The following is a 14853-nucleotide window of genomic DNA, read 5'->3' on the forward strand; positions in this document are numbered from 1 at the left end:
ACCCCTCGGTTGTCAGGCAATCAGGTGGGTTTTATACCACAGCAGCCTCATTGCCAGCCGCTTGTACACTGCTTGAATGATCAAGGGCGCGTTCCAGTGGCTGGCCGGTACCGAGTGGTTCATGCGAGCCGGTCCGAGGATGGTGCCGAAGGTCGAGCGGCTGATCGACAAGATGTCCGGCGGCAAGCCGGTCGGCGGCGACCGCTCCCTGGTCCTGATGACCACCGGCGCCCGGTCCGGGGAGCCGCGCCGCACCCGGCTGGCGTGCGTCCGCGAGCCCGACGGGTCGCTGCTGGTCGTGGGCAGCAACTTCGGCGCCGAGCGCCACCCCGCGTGGACGGCCAATCTGCTGGCCCGTCCGGAGGCGGCCGTGTCCTTCCAGGGGCGCGAGATCCCGGTGAGCGCGCGCCTGCTGACCGGTGACGAGCGGGCCGCGGTGTGGCCGGGGCTGGTGGCGGGCTCGCCGTTCTACGAGCGCTACACGGCCAGGTCCGGGCGGGAACTGCGGGTCTTCCGGCTGATACCGGAGCAGTGATCCTTTTACGCCAAAATAGTCGGGCAATCCATCCCTTTCGAGGAGGAGCCCTCCCCCGTGCGTGAACGCCTCGGCGCCGTCCTGGCGCACCGGCACTTCCAGCGGTTCATCGTCGCCGTGATCCTGGTCAACGCCGCGGTCCTCGGTCTGGAGACCGTTCCCTCCGTGGCGTCCCGCTACGGCGACCTGCTGGCCCTGCTGGACCAGCTCGCGCTGGCGATCTTCGTGGTCGAGCTGGCGGCCAAGATCTACGTGGAGCGTTCACGGTTCCACCGCGACCCGTGGAACATCTTCGACACGGTGATCGTCCTGATCGCGGTGGCGCCCGCCACGGCGAGCAGCCTGTCGGTGCTGCGCTCGCTGCGCATCCTGCGCGCGCTGCGCCTGCTGTCGGCGGTGCCGAGCCTGCGCAAGGTGGTCTCGGCCCTGCTGCGCGCGATGCCGGGGATGAGCTCGATCGTGGTGCTGCTGTCGCTGGTGCTCTACGTGGCCGCGGTGCTGGCGACCAAGCTGTACGGGCAGACGGCGCCGGAGCGCTTCGGCAGCCTGCCGACGTCGTTGTTCACGCTGTTCCAGACGATGACGGGCGACGACTGGGGCAACATCGCGCGTGAGGTGATGGAGGTCCACCCGTCGGCCTGGATCTTCTTCACGATCTTCATACTGCTCTGCACGTTCGTGGTGCTCAACCTGTTCATGGCGGTGGTGGTGAGCGCCATGGACGAGGAGGCGAAGGAGGAGCGGGCCGAGATGGAGGACCTGTCGGCCGCCTCGACCCAGCGCATCCTGGACGAGCTGGCGGAGCTGCGCAAGGAGGTGGCGGCGCTGCGCCGCGTCACCCCGCGGGCCAAGAAGCGCACCAGCGCCTGACGGCCCGCCGGGCACGCGCGCGCCGCGAGGGTCAGCGGGAGTAGAACTCGACCACGAGCAGCTCGTCCACGGGCACGGGCACCTGCTCCCGCATCGGGACGGCCAGCAGGGTGAAGGTCAGCGCGGGCAGGTCCACGCTCAGGTACGGGGCGGTGCGCTCGTCCGCGTGGATCCCCTCGGCCGCGGCCACGAACGGCTGCATCCGGCGCGACCGCTCCCGCACCGACACGACCTGGCCGGGCTTGACCAGGTAGCTGGGGATGTCCACCTTGCGGCCGTCCACCGCGATGTGCCCGTGCGCCACGTACTGGCGGGCCGCGTAGATCGACGGCGCGAGCCCGGAGCGCATCACCAGCGAGGCCAGCCGGGACTCCAGGATGGAGACCAGCTCGGCGCCGGAGGCCCCCGGCCGGCGCTCGGCCAGGTCCCAGTAGCGGCGCAGCTGCCGCTCCGACACGTCGTAGTACCAGCGCAGCTTCTGCTTCTCCAGCAGGCGGACCCCGTAGTCGCCGGTGTTGCGGCGATTGGTCTTGCGGCCGTGCTCGCCCGGCGGGTACGGGCGCTGCTCGAAGTAGCGGACGGCTTTCCTGGTCAGCGGCACTCCCGCGCGGCGCGACAGGCGCACCTTGGGACCGGTGTAGCGCACGTTCACCTCATTGTGCTTAGGTAATGCTTACTTAGGTAAGGCTAACCTACACGCCAAGGAGGCGCCATGCTGCCCATCCCGCAGCGGATCCGCACTCTCGCCGCGACCGCCTCGGTGGTCAAGCTGACCGTCGACGGCGTCCCTGCCCGCGCCAGGGGCGGGGTCGACGAGCGGGGCAGGCCGGTGCTGCTGGCGCTGCCCGGCGAGCCGCTGCACGGGCTGCACCGGCTGCACGAGGACGCCGTGGTGGCGGTCAACCTGGCGGCGATGCGCAGGCTCGGGGACGACGAGCACCCGCGCGGGCTGATGGAGGTGCAGGGCTGGGCCCAGCCGGTGCCGGCGGGCGAGGCGCGGGCGGCGGCGGTCGCGGTGGCGGCGAACACGGCCGACGAGGCGCTGTTCGACGCCCTGGAGCGCTACGGGCGGCCGGACGCGCCCCGGCTGCTGCGGGTGGACGTGGCCCAGGTGGTGTACCTGACCGGGCAGGAGTCCGGGGTGCTGGACGCCGACGACTACCTGGACGCCGAGCCCGACCCGCTCGCCGAACCTGCCGAGCGGGTGCTGGCGCACGTCAACGCCGCGCACCGCGAGCAGTTGGCCAACGGGGTGTCCCGGCATCTCGGCAGGCCCGCCGGGGAGGTGTGGCTGTGGGAGCTGGACAGCCGGGGGGTCACGGTGCGGGCGGACGGCTCGCTCGTCCGCTTCCTCTTCCCGGCGCCCACGAGCAGCGGGAGCGACCTGGAGGCGGCGCTGAACGGCCTGCTCTGCACCTGCGGCCACCACCCGGCGGCCTGAACCGGGACGTCCTTCTTGATCACGATTCTCCGCTTCGCCGTTCGAGCACCGCCAGGGCTGACTATCATCTGCCTCTGTGAGAGAGACCGAACGGCGCGGGCGGATCCTGCAGATCGCCGGCACGCTGACCGGCACCCTCATGCTCGTCCTCGCCGGCGTCCTGGCCGCCGCCGGGTCGCCGGGCACGTCGCTCTCCACCGCCAGCATGCCCCAGCCGGGCGTGCCGGGTCTCGCCGAGCCGCGGGGGGCGATCGAGTCGGCGTCCGGCCGGGCCGACCCGCGTCACCTGTCAATGCCCCGCCGTGACGCGCGCCCGTCCCCCACGGGCACCCCTGACCGGCCCACCGCCCGGAGCTCCCCCCGCCCCTCGCCGTCGTCCGCACCGTCCTCGGTGGCGCCGTCCCCGGGCGAGACCTCCCTTGCCACCCCGTCCTCCCGTACGGACAGGGAAAGCCGGGCGGGCGCCCTCGCCCCCGCCGGCCCGGCCCTCACCACGGCCCACCCCGCCCCGGGCACCCGCCCCACCCCGACGGCCACCAAGACCAAGACGAAGAAGCGCCTCACGCGCCCCAACCGCATCCCCGGCCACCGCTGAGCACCCGGGAGAGCACCCCTCCCCAACCCGGCACTACGGCGAGCTGAGCGGGCCAAAGGCACGCACGACGGCGCCCAGCCCGAGGGGGTTCCCACAAGGTTTTCTCTCCCCGACGCCAGAGAGATCGAGCCTGCGGCGCCCAGCCGGAGGGGGGGTTCGCCCGAAGGTTCCCTCCCCGACGCCTGCGGCGCCCAGCCCGGAGTCCCCACAGAGGTTTCTCTCGGCGACGCGTGCGGCGCCCAGCCTGAGGGGGTTCCCACGGAGGTTCCCTCCCCGGCACGTACGACGCACAGCCCGAGAGTTCCCGAAGAGATTTCTCTCCCTGACGCGTGCGACGCCCGTCGTCAGAGGGGTTTCGTGGGGTGCAGGGGGCGGCGGGTGGCGAGGGATTCGTCGACGGCCTCGGGTGAGAGGACGTGGTCGAGGACCATGACGGCGCAGCCGCTGATGCCGGCGGCCGGCCCCAGCCGGCTCGGCTCGATGCGCAGCCGTCTGGTGGCCAGCGCGGTGGAGCGGCGGTAGACGACCTCGCGGATGCTGGACACCAGCGGCCCGAACGCCTCAGCCATGTCGCCGCCGAGCACCACGACCGACGGGTTGAGTATGTTGACCGCCCCGGCCACGACCTCGCCGATCCGGCGCCCGGCCTCGCGCACGGTCGCCATCGTCTCGGCGTCGCCGGCCCGCACCAGGCGGGTCACGTCGGCGATGTTCTTGACGTCCTTGCCGGCGGCGCGCAGGTCACGCAGGAGCGCGGTGCCGCTGGCGACGGAGTCGACGCAGTCGACGTTGCCGCACCGGCACAGCACGCCGCCGCCGTCGCGTACCGGGATGTGGCCGATCTCGCCGGCCGCGCCGAGCGCGCCGCGCAGGATGCCGCCCCCGGCGATGATGCCGGCGCCGATCCGGGTGGACACCTTGATGAACATCAGGTCGTCCAGGTCGGGGTAGGCGCCCCGGTGCTCGCCGATGGCCAGCACGTTCACGTCGTTGTCGACCAGCACGGGCACCGGGAAGCGGGCCCGGACCAGCGGCGGGATCACCACGCCCGTCCAGGACGCCATCACCCTGGCGCTCTCGGTGCGGCCCTCGGCGAACTCGACGGTGGCGGGCATGCCCATCCCGACGCCCTTGACCATGGAGCGCGGCCGGTCGCCGAGCAGTTCGTCCCAGGTGTCCATGACGAGGGGCAGCACCACGTCGGGGCCCTGCTCGACGTCGATCGCGAAGTCCTGCCCGGCGAGCTCGCGGGCGCTCAGGTCGCAGATGGACACGCGGGTGCGGCTCGCGCCCAGCGCCGCGACCAGGACGACGCCGCCGGACGCGTTGAACTCCAGCCGCACCGGCGGGCGCCCGCCGGTCGAGGGAGCGTCCGCGCGCTCGACGACCAGGCCGCGTTCCAGCAGCTCGTCGACGCGGAGCTGCACCGCGGGGCGTGACAGGCCGGTGACCCGGCCGATGTCGGTCCGCGTCACGGCCGTACCGGTGCGGATCAGCTGCAGTACGTCACCGCTGGTGGCGAGGGTGGCTGCGGTACGTCGAGACATCGGCTAAGTGAACCACACCTAGTTGTGTCATGAAAAGTCGCTACTTTTTCATCTCAAATAGCAAAACTATGCTTGTGTAGGACCGAAACCCTAGCTAGTGTCCGTTCTGTCCCCGCATTGGTAGATCATCGGAGTCGTGTTCGTGTCCCCGCTCTCGCCCTCCCCGGCCGCCCACACCGCCGACCTGGTGGTCTTCGGCGGTACGGGTGACCTGTCCATGCGCAAGCTGCTCCCCGCGCTGTACCACAGCGACAGGGACGGCCGGCTCTCGCCGGAGACGCGCGTCATCGCCCTGTCCAGGGGCGGGCTGACGGACGCGGACTTCCGCGGCAAGGTGGACGCCCAGGTACGCGACGTGGTGCCGGTCGACGACCACGCCATGTGGCAGCGCTTCCTGGGCCGCCTGCACCATCTGACGGTGGACGTGGGCGGGCAGGACCGCACCGGCTGGGACGCGCTGCGCGCGACGCTGGCCGAGGACCGCGACCGCGTGTTCTACCTGGCGAGCCCGCCCCGGACGTTCGGCCCGTTCTGCCGGGAGGTGGACCGGGCGGGGCTGGTGACCCCGCGCTCCCGGGTGGTGCTGGAGAAGCCGCTCGGCCACGACCTGCCGAGCGCCCAGCGGATCAACGACGAGGTCGGTGCCATCTTCGACGAGCACCAGATCTTCCGCATCGACCACTACCTGGGCAAGGAGACGGTGCAGAACCTGCTCGTGCTCCGCTTCGCCAACGCGTTCCTGGAGCCGATCTGGAACTCGCTCTGGATCGACCACGTACAGATCACCGCCGCCGAGACCGTCGGCACGCCCGGCCGGCGCGGCTACTACGACCACGCCGGCGCGCTCCGCGACATGGTGCAGAACCACCTGCTGCAGCTGCTGACGCTGACCGCGATGGAGCCGCCCGCGCGCAACGACCGCGAGGCGATCCGCGACGAGAAGGTGAAGGTGCTGCAGGCGCTGCGCCCGATCACCGGCGGCGAGGTCGGCCGCTTCACCGTGCGCGGCCAGTACACCGCCGCCGACGGCATGGCCGGCTACCTGGAGGAGCCCGGCTCGACGCCGCCGACCGAGTCGTCGGAGCGGGTGGAGACGTTCACCGCGATCCGCGCCGAGATCCGCAACTGGCGCTGGGCCGGGGTGCCGTTCTACCTGCGCACCGGCAAGCGGCTGCCGAACCGGCGCTCGGAGATCGTGGTGCAGTTCAAGGACGTGCCGCACTCCATCTTCCCCGGCGGCTCGCCGAACCGCCTGGTGCTGCGGCTGCAGCCGGAGGAGGGCATCGAGCTGCACATCATGGCCAAGGAGCCGGGCGCGGGCGAGGTGTCGCTCAAGCCGGTGCCGCTCAGCCTGAACTTCGGCGAGACGTTCCCCGCCCGCGTTCCCGAGGCGTACGAGCGGCTGCTGAGCGACGTGCTGGCCGGCAACCCGACGCTCTTCATGCGCCGTGACGAGGTGGAGGCCGCGTGGCGCTGGATCGACCCGATCCTGGACGCCTGGCGCTCCTCCCCCGAACTGCCCGAACCGTATCCCGCCGGGACGACCGGCCCCGCAGGCGCGCACGAGCTCCTCGGCCGCAGTGGCCGCGCCTGGCACGAGGAGGAGGCGTGACTTCTATGACTTCCATGCACCCCGTCATCCAGCAGATCACCGACCGCATCGCCGGACGCAGCGCGACCAGCCGGGCCGCGTACCTGGCCAGGATCCGCCGCGACGGCGAGAACGCCCGCGCGAAGGGCCCGGCCCGCGCGCACCTGGGCTGCGCGAACCTCGCGCACGGCTTCGCCGCCGCGCCCGACTCCGACAAGCCCGCCCTGCGCGGCACGGCCAAGCCGGGCGTGGCGATCGTCACCAGCTACAACGACATGCTCTCCGCCCATCAGCCGTACGAGACGTACCCGCCGGAGCTGAAGGCGGCGGTGCGCGCGGCCGGGGGCGTGGCCCAGGTGGCGGGCGGCGTGCCCGCCATGTGCGACGGCATCACGCAGGGCAGGGCCGGCATGGAGCTGTCCCTCTATAGCCGCGACGTGATCGCGATGGCGACGGCCATCGCGCTGTCGCACGACATGTTCGACGCGAGCCTGCTGCTGGGCGTCTGCGACAAGATCGTGCCGGGCCTGCTGATCGGCGCGCTGCACTTCGGCCACCTGCCCGCGATCTTCGTGCCGGCCGGGCCGATGACGTCGGGCCTGCCGAACAAGGTCAAGGCCCGCACCCGCCAGCTCTTCGCCGAGGGCAAACTGGGCAGGGGCGAACTGCTGGACGCCGAGGCGAAGTCCTACCACTCCCCCGGCACGTGCACCTTCTACGGCACCGCCAACTCCAACCAGGCGCTGATGGAGGTCATGGGCCTGCACCTGCCGGGCTCGACGTTCGTCAACCCGCACACCGAGCTGCGGCACGCGCTGACGGCTGCGGCGGGCCGCCGCGCGGTCGAGATCACCGCGCACGGCGCCGAGTACACGCCGATCGGCGAACTGGTCGACGAGAAGGCGATCGTGAACGCGTGCGTGGCGCTGCTGGCCACGGGCGGCTCGACCAACCACACGCTGCACCTGGTGGCCATGGCGGCCGCCGCCGGGATCGTGCTGACCTGGGATGACCTGTCGTGCCTGTCCAAGGTGGTGCCGTCACTCACCAGGATCTACCCGAACGGCCAGGCGGACGTGAACCACTTCCGCGAGGCGGGCGGCATGCAGGTGCTGATCGGCGAGCTGCTGGACGCGGGCCTGCTGCACGCCGACGTGATGACCGTGGCCGGGCCCGGCCTGGACCGTTACCGGTCGGCGCCGGAGCTGCGTGACGGCGAGCTGGCATGGGAGCCGGTCATCGGCAGCTCCGACCTGGACGTGCTGCGCCCGGTGTCGGACCCGTTCGCGGCCGACGGCGGCATCCACATGCTCTCCGGCAACCTGGGCACGGCCGTGAGCAAGGTGTCGGCGGTCAAGCCGGAGCACCTGGTGATCGAGGCGCCGGCGAAGGTCTTCGACGACCAGCTCGACCTGCTGCGCGCCTTCGAGGCGGGCGAGCTGGACGGGCAGGACTTCGTCGCGGTCATCCGCTATCAGGGGCCGAGCGCCAACGGCATGCCGGAGCTGCACAAGCTCACGCCGCCGCTGGCGGTGCTGCTGGACCGGGGACAGCGGGTGGCGATCGTCACCGACGGCCGCATGTCGGGCGCCTCCGGCAAGGTGCCCGCCGCCATCCACCTGTCGCCCGAGGCGGCGGACGGCGGGCCGATCGCGCTGGTCCGCGACGGCGACGTGGTCCGCCTCGACTCGGCCGGGGGCACCCTGGACCTGCTCGTGCCGGCCGGGGAGCTGGCCCGCCGTACTCCCGCGGGCCGCGCGCTCAGCGACGCCGAATGGGTCGGCACCGGCCGCGAGCTGTTCGCCACCTTCCGCCGCATGGCGGGCCACGCCGAGCAGGGGGCCGGCATCTTCGGCGTCAGCGGCGCCGAGTCGCCGCACCACGGCCCCGGGCTGGCGTTCCCCGCCGAGTCGGGCGCCTCCCACCTGGAGGCGGGCATCCCGCTGCCCGCTCCCTCGGGAGCCTCCCGGTGACTCCTTCCTGGTCTCCCTCCGAGGGCACGCCCGCCCTTCGGCCCTCGGAGGGCATCTCCCGCGGCGGGAAACTCCCGGCCGCGCCCGGCCACCACCCCTCGGAAAGCATCCACGGCGGCGACCGCCTGGCCGGGTCCGTCCTCCGGGCCTTCGGCGGCGGGAGCCTCATGCTCTCGCAGGGCATGCGCTTCTCCCGGCCCTGCGGCTGTTCTGCACGCGCCGGACGGTCGCGATGAGGGCGCCGGAGCTGCCGTGGCTGGTCGCCGACATCGGGGGGACGAACGCCCGGTTCGGTCTCGTCACGGCGCCAGGAGCCGCGCCGTCACACGTGGCGGTGCTGTCCGGGGCCGTCTACCCGACGCTGCCCGACGCCGTGGCCGCCTATCTCTCCGAGCATGCGGGCGGGGTGCGGCCGGGTGCGGCGTGCCTGGCCGTGGCCGGGCCGATCGACGGGGACCGCTACCGGCTGACGAACTCGCCCTGGGCCGGGTCCACGCGAGACCTGGACGTCCCGTACGTGAAACTGCTCAACGACTTCGAGGCGCTGGCCGTGTCGCTGCCGCACCTGCGCGCGGACGAGCTGGTGCCGCTGGGCGGCCCCGAGCCTTCGTACGGGGTGAAGGCGGTGCTCGGCCCCGGGACCGGGCTCGGCGTGGGCGGGCTGGTGCCGACCGATCACGGCTGGGTGCCGATCCCCGGCGAGGGCGGTCACGTCACGGTGCCCGCGGCCGACGACAGGGAGCTGGAGATCGTCCGCGCGCTCCGTGCGGAGGGCCTGGACCAGGTGGTGGCCGAGCACGTGCTGTCGGGGCCCGGCCTGGCCCGCCTGCACCGGGCGCTGGCCCGGGTCAACGGCGTCGCGGCGCCGTCCCTGGCCGCTTCGGAGATCGTGGCGCGGCTCGGCGACCCGCTGTGCGCGGAGACGGTGGAGGTGTTCTGCGGGATGCTGGGGAGCTTCGCCGGGAACGTCGCGCTGACTCTCGGCGCGCGGGGTGGTGTCTACCTGGGCGGAGGCGTCCTTCCCCGTATCGTGGAGCGCGTGTGCGCCAGCAACTTCCGTGCCAGGTTCGCCACTAATCCCGACATGTCCGCATACCTGGCGGAGATCGGCACCTCGCTCATCGTCGCGCCGCAGCCCGCCCTGACGGGCGCCGCCGCCTGGCTCACCCAGCACGCGCCGGCGGCCCGATGACCACCCACGCCACCCACCGGCCGACGCGGTGGCGGGACTGGCGGCCGGCGTGGCCCGTCCCGATCGACCACCGTGCGCCGGGCGCCTCGCCGCGTCCCGGGCGTTTTCCGTACCTGAGGAGTTCCCGATGAGCCTGCTCGACCTCGCCCCCGTGATCCCCGTCGTGGTGATCGACGACGTGGAGACCGCCGTGCCGATGGCGCGGGCGCTGGTGGCCGGCGGCCTGCCCGTGATCGAGGTGACGCTCCGTACGGCCCCCGCGCTGGAGGCCATCGCCCGGATCTCCGCCGAGGTCCCCGAGGCCAAGGTGGGCGCGGGCACGATCCGCAACTCGCAGGACATCGCGGCCGCCCTGGAGGCCGGCGCGGGCTTCCTCGTGTCCCCCGGCACGACGCTGTCGCTCGTGGAGGCGATGGAGTCCAGCGGCCTGCCCTACCTGCCGGGCGCCGCCACCGCCTCGGAGGCGATGGCGCTGGCGGAGCGGGGCATCAAGGAGCTGAAGTTCTTCCCGGCCGAGGCGGCGGGCGGCGTCGCGTACCTGAAGTCCCTGCAGGGCCCGCTGCCGGACGTCCGCTTCTGCCCGACGGGCGGCATCCGCCCGGCCACCGCCCCTGACTACCTCGCCCTGCCGAACGTCGGCTGCGTCGGCGGCACCTGGCTCACCCCGGCCGACGCCCTGTCCGCCGGCGACTGGTCCCGCGTCGAGAAGCTCGCCTCGGAGGCCGCCGCCCTGAGGTGATCACCACCCGTCCCAGCCGTGGTAGCCGTACCAGTCGCCCACGATGCGCACGTAGATGTCGTCGGCGGTTTCCTGCGGGACGGCTCCTGGATGCCAGGCGAAGCCGGTGTTGCTGTAGATGGCCCATTCCGTCGTCGCGAAGCCGGCGCTGCCAGGGACCGGCACGCCGTCCAGGCTTCCGTGCTCGGCTCCTCCACCGCACACCCGGTACAGCCCCGCCCACTCGCAGGACTCGTAGTGGATCGGCCCTCGTTCCATGATCCTCTCCGCGTAGGCGCCCAGGGCCGACGCCGACAGCGAGAACCGCAGCGCGAAAGGGGCGTTGTAGGCCAGCGCGACCACGGTCGCCCAGGTGATCAACCAGGGCGCCAGGCAGCGTCCGGCCCGGCCGGTGACCCCGCCTCTGTCAGCCGCCAGGGCGAACCGCAGCGCCCAGTAGACCATCAGAGGAAGACCGACGAGGACGACCGCCAAGAGCATCTCGACCCCGTACCAGAAGGGCACGCTCGCCCAGTACATGATCACTAGGGCCAAGGTGGACCACACGATCACGAAGGGCCATCCGGGCGGCTTGGCGATCATCGCCGCACCCTAGCGCAATCTCGGGACGATCCGGCTCGTTCCCGGCAAGCTGTGGCCCGGTCTGTGTAGGACCGGGTGAGAGCGGGTCGTCACGGATCGCTACCGCTGTGGTCCGGCTCACCTAGGCTGAGGGGATGAGAGAGCTGGTGGGCCGGGTGTCGGCGCTCGACACCGAGGCCGGGGCCGCGGTGCGGGTCATCGCCTACTTCGACCGTCTCGTCCAGGCCCATGCCGGTCTGGAGGCGATCGTGCGCGGCGCCGCCATGCTGGCCGGCTGTCCCGCCTGCCTCTCCGATCCCGACCGTCACCTGCGGATCCGCGTACGGGCCGACGGCGAGCGCGAGGACGCCCGGACCGCGCCCGACCCGGGCTGGCCCGCCCACCACGTGGGCAGCGGAGCGGCGGCGCTCCGGCTGGAGCGTCCCGGACGAGCGGGGCCCGTCGACGCCATCGTGCTCGAACGGGCCGCCGCCGCGGCGCGCGACGTGCTCGACCGCACCTGGGGCCGCGCGCCCGCCCGGCCGGGTGAGGATCCCGCCCTGGTCGAGCTGCTCCTCGACGCGGCCGCGCCGCCGCAGGCCCGGCTGATCGCCGCCCGGCGGCTCAACCTGGCAGGTGACGTACGGGTCCGCGCGGTCGCGGAGGAGGGCGGGCGGGCCCGGATCGAGCGTGACCCGGTGATCATCACTGACCGGCCCGGCGAGAAGCGCCAGGGGGTCGGCCCCGCCGTGCCCGTGCCGGAGCTTCCCGAGTCGTGGCGGCTGGCCCGCGTCGCGCTGCGCCTGGCGGCCGAGGGATCCGCCCAGGATCCCGGCCCGCGCGTGGTGTTCGCGGACGAGCTGGGCGGGCTGATGGTGCTCGCCGCCGCGGCCCGCCCGGACGGCGAGGCGGTCCCCGACGTCCTCGCCCTGGAGCGGGCCGGGTCGGCGGCGCCCTGGACTCTCGCCACCCTCCACGCCGTCGCCTACGCCCAGAGCCTGCGCGCGGCCGCCACGGAGCTGACCATCCACCACTCCACCCTGCAGGAACGGATGACCCACGCCGAGCACCTGCTGGGCTGGGACGTACGCACCCCGCAGGGCCGCCTGCGCCTGCAGCTCGCGTTCGCACTCCGGCGGCTGGCCCGCCACCCCGAGCCGGGCAGGCCCGCCGATCGGCGGGGTCGCCGGGTAAACCCGCCGAGTGGCGGGTAAGGCCCGCCATCTGGCGGTCGATCCACCGGCCCGGCCGCGGCCACCATGGTCCCAGCGGCAAGCCGGCCGCGACGTCCGACCGAAAGGTTCTCCGATGAGCATCGACGAGTCCCCCGCCCGGCCGGCCGCGCCGGTGCCGTTCGACCCCGAACTCGGCGCGGCCCTGACCCTGATCCAGCAGCACATGCCCCCGCTCACGTCGCTGGACGAGATCCCCGCGCTGCGCGCGAACTCGGCCCTGATGCCGGTGCCCACCGCCGAGCAGCTCAGCCGCGACGGGGCGTTCGACGTGGAGGAGCGCGAGGTGCCCGGCCCGGCCGGAGCGCCCGACGTCACCCTGCTCATCTGCCGCCCCACCGGCTCCACCACTCCGCTGGCGGCCATCTACAACATCCACGGCGGCGGCATGATCGGCGGGAACCGGCTCGTCGGCCTGGACTCGCTGCTGGACGTGGCGCAGGAGCTGCGTCTGGTGCTCGTGTCGGTCGAGTACCGGCTCGCGCCCGAGCACCCGCACCCGGCCCCGGTGGAAGACTGCTACGCGGGTCTGGTGTGGACCGCCGAGCACGCCGCCGAGCTGGGCATCGACCCGGCCCGCATCCTCGTGGCCGGAGGCAGCGCGGGCGGCGGGCTCGCGGCGGCCGTGGCCCTGCTGGCCCGCGACCGCGAGGGCCCGGCCCTGGTGGGGCAGATGCTGATGTGCCCGATGCTGGACGACCGCAACGACACCCCCTCGTCCCTGCAGATGGCCGGTCTCGGCATCTGGGACCACGCGGCCAACGAGATCGGCTGGACCGCCCTGCTCGGCGACCGGCGCGGCGGCCCCGACGTCTCCCCCTACGCGGCCCCGGCCCGGGCCACCGACCTGTCGGGGCTGCCCCCGGCGTTCATCGACGTCGGCTCGGCCGAGACGTTCCGCGACGAGGGCGTCGCCTACGCCACCCGCATCTGGCAGGCCGGCGGCCAGGCCGAGCTGCACGTCTGGCCGGGCGGGTTCCACGGCTTCGAAGGCATCGTCCCGCACGCCGCGATCTCCCAGGACGCCGGTGTGCCCCGGATGCGCTGGCTCCGCCGTATCCTCGCCCCCTGAGCCGCCCGCGCCAGCGGAACGGTCAGGAACGGAGAAGCGGCGGCCACCGCGCCGCGCCTAGCGTGATCGTCATGGATGTCCCCGCTCACCGGAGCGGGGTCTCTCGTCTCGCAAGGAGAGCCATGAACGGGAACACGTGGGTCCGGCGGGCGCACCGCTGGCTGTCCATGACCTTCACGGTGACCGTCGTCGTCACCGTCGTCGCCATCGCCGTCGCGGGGCAGGAGGGGCCGGCCGAGTGGATCTACTACCTGCCGCTCCTGCCCCTTGCCCTGCTCCTGCCCACCGGCCTGTACCTGTTCGTCCTGCCGTATACCGCCAAGCGGCGCAGCAGGCGGTGACGCGCCCGAGCTTGTCGTCACGTTGGGTAAAGTGTTCATTACCTCAGGTGCCCGGCGACGGTTGCCGAGCGACCGCACCGGACTGCCACCTCGTGGTCTCTCGGCGACCAGCCAGGCACCGACTAACCTTGACGACAGCCGGGACCTGACTGCGGTCATCAGCCAGGTCCCTGCCCCCCACGGTATGGGAGATCGACTTGAGCACCAAGAGCACGGAGGAGCGTGTGAGCGCCTTGGAGTCTTGGGCTTTCCAAACCGGCCGGGACCTCTCCGAGATCAAAGCGGTTCAGGGGGAACACACGAATCGGCTCGCGGCCATGGACGAACGACTGACCGGCATGGACGAGCGGCTGGTCCGTCTCGAATACGGCGTGGGCCTGCTGCTCGATCACCACGGCATCCAACGTCCTCAGCCATAGCCCTCAGAAGGGAGAGTGCTTCCGGTAGTGATGCCGGAGGCGTTCTCCGCGTACGGCCAGTGCGGGCTGCGACCTGCCGTCAGGTCAGCACAGTCTCCTGAGGTCGGCGAAGTCCGCGTTGATGTCCGCGATCACCTGGTTGGGATCGCCACCCGTCATACCGGTCAGGCGGAAGTTCAGCTCCTGGAACTCGTCTGCCAGCCGGCGGATGGTCGTTCCCACCGCTCCTTGCGCGTCGAGGCCCGCGCCCATCAGGTCGTGGTGTGCCTGGCGGGCCGCGGCTGCCTGGCCTGCGCGGGTGGTCCCGGCGTCCCGGCGGTATGTGGCCAGCGCCGTCTCCGTTTCGTCGCAGCCGGCGGGCCGGACCGCTGGCAGCGTTGCGGGGGGATCCTTGGCCACCGGGGTGGAGCTCGGCACCGGCAATTCGGGGGTGCTGGATTCGGGGGTGCTGGATTCGGGGGTGCTGGGCTCGGGCGGGGGGCTCGAGGTCTGCGGTGCGGGCGAGGTGGGCGCGGGATCCGGTGACGACTGCGCGGCCGAGGGGGTGGGTTCCGGGCCGGGCTGCGGGGGCTGCGGCATCAGGTACGCGACCAGGGCGACCACGGCGGCAGCCGCGGTCGCCATAGCGCTCACGGCCGTCCAGTCCGGGCCACCTTTCGGTCGTGCTGATCGCTTCTCCGCCATGGCCTCATCCTCGCCGAGCCGCCGGGCCGGGTCCAGAAACGCCTCCTGCCGATCTTGATCG

General features: G+C 72.7%; 16 protein-coding genes. 12 read left to right on the forward strand and 4 right to left on the reverse strand.

Annotated elements, in window-relative coordinates; genetic code table 11:
• Positions 1–76 precede the first annotated feature (76 nt).
• Together ACIBF7_RS11105 and ACIBF7_RS11110 are read left to right on the forward strand one after the other, a co-directional pair.
• Complete coding sequence (locus ACIBF7_RS11105; RefSeq protein ID WP_271277668.1) at positions 77–535, forward strand: nitroreductase family deazaflavin-dependent oxidoreductase; 459 nt, start codon at positions 77–79, stop codon at positions 533–535.
• Positions 536–592: 57 nt separating this feature from the next.
• On the forward strand, positions 593–1405 hold the full coding sequence (locus ACIBF7_RS11110; protein WP_271277667.1) for an ion transporter: 813 nt from the start codon (positions 593–595) through the stop codon (positions 1403–1405).
• A 31-nt stretch (positions 1406–1436) separates the two neighbouring features.
• On the opposite strand, the gene rpsD is transcribed toward ACIBF7_RS11110, so the two are convergent.
• Positions 1437–2051, reverse strand: a complete 615-nt coding sequence (gene rpsD / locus ACIBF7_RS11115; RefSeq protein ID WP_148032396.1) for a 30S ribosomal protein S4 — start codon at positions 2049–2051, stop codon at positions 1437–1439.
• 66 nt (positions 2052–2117) lie between these two features.
• On the opposite strand from rpsD, the gene ACIBF7_RS11120 reads away from it, so the two are divergent.
• The gene (locus ACIBF7_RS11120; RefSeq protein WP_271277666.1) at positions 2118–2846 is read left to right on the forward strand and encodes a DUF2470 domain-containing protein; all 729 of its coding nucleotides are present in this window, start codon (positions 2118–2120) and stop codon (positions 2844–2846) included.
• 76 nt (positions 2847–2922) lie between these two features.
• Positions 2923–3441, forward strand: a complete 519-nt coding sequence (locus ACIBF7_RS11125; RefSeq protein ID WP_271277665.1) for a hypothetical protein — start codon at positions 2923–2925, stop codon at positions 3439–3441.
• Between the two features lie 344 nt (positions 3442–3785).
• Here ACIBF7_RS11125 and ACIBF7_RS11130 read toward each other — a convergent pair whose 3' ends face one another.
• A complete protein-coding gene (locus tag ACIBF7_RS11130) occupies positions 3786–4988 on the reverse strand; it encodes an ROK family transcriptional regulator (RefSeq protein WP_219544588.1) in 1203 nt (400 codons plus the stop codon).
• A 136-nt stretch (positions 4989–5124) separates the two neighbouring features.
• On the opposite strand from ACIBF7_RS11130, the gene zwf reads away from it, so the two are divergent.
• The 4 genes from zwf to eda all read left to right on the forward strand — a co-directional run bounded on the left by zwf (position 5125) and on the right by eda (position 10483).
• On the forward strand, positions 5125–6600 hold the full coding sequence (gene zwf / locus ACIBF7_RS11135; protein WP_271277664.1) for a glucose-6-phosphate dehydrogenase: 1476 nt from the start codon (positions 5125–5127) through the stop codon (positions 6598–6600).
• A 5-nt stretch (positions 6601–6605) separates the two neighbouring features.
• Positions 6606–8552 carry a phosphogluconate dehydratase gene (gene edd / locus ACIBF7_RS11140; protein ID WP_271277663.1) on the forward strand — a complete coding sequence of 649 codons (1947 nt, stop codon included), beginning with the start codon at positions 6606–6608 and terminating at the stop codon, positions 8550–8552.
• A gap of 232 nt (positions 8553–8784) precedes the next feature.
• Positions 8785–9744 carry a glucokinase gene (gene glk, locus ACIBF7_RS11145; RefSeq protein ID WP_271277662.1) on the forward strand — a complete coding sequence of 320 codons (960 nt, stop codon included), beginning with the start codon at positions 8785–8787 and terminating at the stop codon, positions 9742–9744.
• A 127-nt stretch (positions 9745–9871) separates the two neighbouring features.
• The gene (gene eda / locus ACIBF7_RS11150; protein WP_148032403.1) at positions 9872–10483 is read left to right on the forward strand and encodes a bifunctional 4-hydroxy-2-oxoglutarate aldolase/2-dehydro-3-deoxy-phosphogluconate aldolase; all 612 of its coding nucleotides are present in this window, start codon (positions 9872–9874) and stop codon (positions 10481–10483) included.
• Here eda and ACIBF7_RS11155 read toward each other — a convergent pair whose 3' ends face one another.
• A complete protein-coding gene (locus ACIBF7_RS11155; protein WP_271277661.1) occupies positions 10484–11065 on the reverse strand; it encodes a hypothetical protein in 582 nt (193 codons plus the stop codon). It lies immediately after the preceding gene.
• 134 nt (positions 11066–11199) lie between these two features.
• On the opposite strand from ACIBF7_RS11155, the gene ACIBF7_RS11160 reads away from it, so the two are divergent.
• From ACIBF7_RS11160 to ACIBF7_RS11175, 4 genes are all read left to right on the forward strand, one after another.
• Positions 11200–12258 (forward strand): helix-turn-helix domain-containing protein, encoded by a 1059-nt coding sequence (locus ACIBF7_RS11160; RefSeq protein WP_397197002.1) that lies wholly within the window; start codon positions 11200–11202, stop codon positions 12256–12258.
• A 94-nt stretch (positions 12259–12352) separates the two neighbouring features.
• Complete coding sequence (locus ACIBF7_RS11165; RefSeq protein WP_397197003.1) at positions 12353–13348, forward strand: alpha/beta hydrolase; 996 nt, start codon at positions 12353–12355, stop codon at positions 13346–13348.
• 122 nt (positions 13349–13470) lie between these two features.
• Complete coding sequence (locus ACIBF7_RS11170; protein ID WP_219544582.1) at positions 13471–13689, forward strand: hypothetical protein; 219 nt, start codon at positions 13471–13473, stop codon at positions 13687–13689.
• Between the two features lie 197 nt (positions 13690–13886).
• The gene (locus tag ACIBF7_RS11175) at positions 13887–14108 is read left to right on the forward strand and encodes a hypothetical protein (RefSeq protein ID WP_397197004.1); all 222 of its coding nucleotides are present in this window, start codon (positions 13887–13889) and stop codon (positions 14106–14108) included.
• An 84-nt stretch (positions 14109–14192) separates the two neighbouring features.
• Here the strand turns inward: ACIBF7_RS11175 and ACIBF7_RS11180 are convergent, their stop codons facing one another.
• Positions 14193–14792, reverse strand: a complete 600-nt coding sequence (locus ACIBF7_RS11180) for a hypothetical protein (RefSeq protein ID WP_397197005.1) — start codon at positions 14790–14792, stop codon at positions 14193–14195.
• Positions 14793–14853 lie beyond the last annotated feature (61 nt).

The sequence above is a fragment of the Nonomuraea sp. NPDC050478 genome, from assembly GCF_044458265.1.
In the GTDB taxonomy this organism is placed as follows: Bacteria; Actinomycetota; Actinomycetes; order Streptosporangiales; family Streptosporangiaceae; genus Nonomuraea; species Nonomuraea ferruginea.

What these genes read in the sequence shown, in the direction of transcription:
- ACIBF7_RS11105 (WP_271277668.1), top strand. Translation starts at nt 77, where the DNA reads ATGATCAAGGGCGCGTTCCAGTGGCTGGCCGGTACCGAGTGGTTCATG.
- ACIBF7_RS11130 (WP_219544588.1), bottom strand. Translation starts at nt 4,988, where the DNA reads ATGTCTCGACGTACCGCAGCCACCCTCGCCACCAGCGGTGACGTACTG.
- ACIBF7_RS11170 (WP_219544582.1), top strand. Translation starts at nt 13,471, where the DNA reads ATGAACGGGAACACGTGGGTCCGGCGGGCGCACCGCTGGCTGTCCATG.
- ACIBF7_RS11165 (WP_397197003.1), top strand. Translation starts at nt 12,353, where the DNA reads ATGAGCATCGACGAGTCCCCCGCCCGGCCGGCCGCGCCGGTGCCGTTC.
- edd (WP_271277663.1), top strand. Translation starts at nt 6,606, where the DNA reads ATGACTTCCATGCACCCCGTCATCCAGCAGATCACCGACCGCATCGCC.
- glk (WP_271277662.1), top strand. Translation starts at nt 8,785, where the DNA reads ATGAGGGCGCCGGAGCTGCCGTGGCTGGTCGCCGACATCGGGGGGACG.
- eda (WP_148032403.1), top strand. Translation starts at nt 9,872, where the DNA reads ATGAGCCTGCTCGACCTCGCCCCCGTGATCCCCGTCGTGGTGATCGAC.
- ACIBF7_RS11180 (WP_397197005.1), bottom strand. Translation starts at nt 14,792, where the DNA reads ATGGCGGAGAAGCGATCAGCACGACCGAAAGGTGGCCCGGACTGGACG.
- ACIBF7_RS11160 (WP_397197002.1), top strand. Translation starts at nt 11,200, where the DNA reads ATGAGAGAGCTGGTGGGCCGGGTGTCGGCGCTCGACACCGAGGCCGGG.
- ACIBF7_RS11155 (WP_271277661.1), bottom strand. Translation starts at nt 11,065, where the DNA reads ATGATCGCCAAGCCGCCCGGATGGCCCTTCGTGATCGTGTGGTCCACC.
- ACIBF7_RS11120 (WP_271277666.1), top strand. Translation starts at nt 2,118, where the DNA reads ATGCTGCCCATCCCGCAGCGGATCCGCACTCTCGCCGCGACCGCCTCG.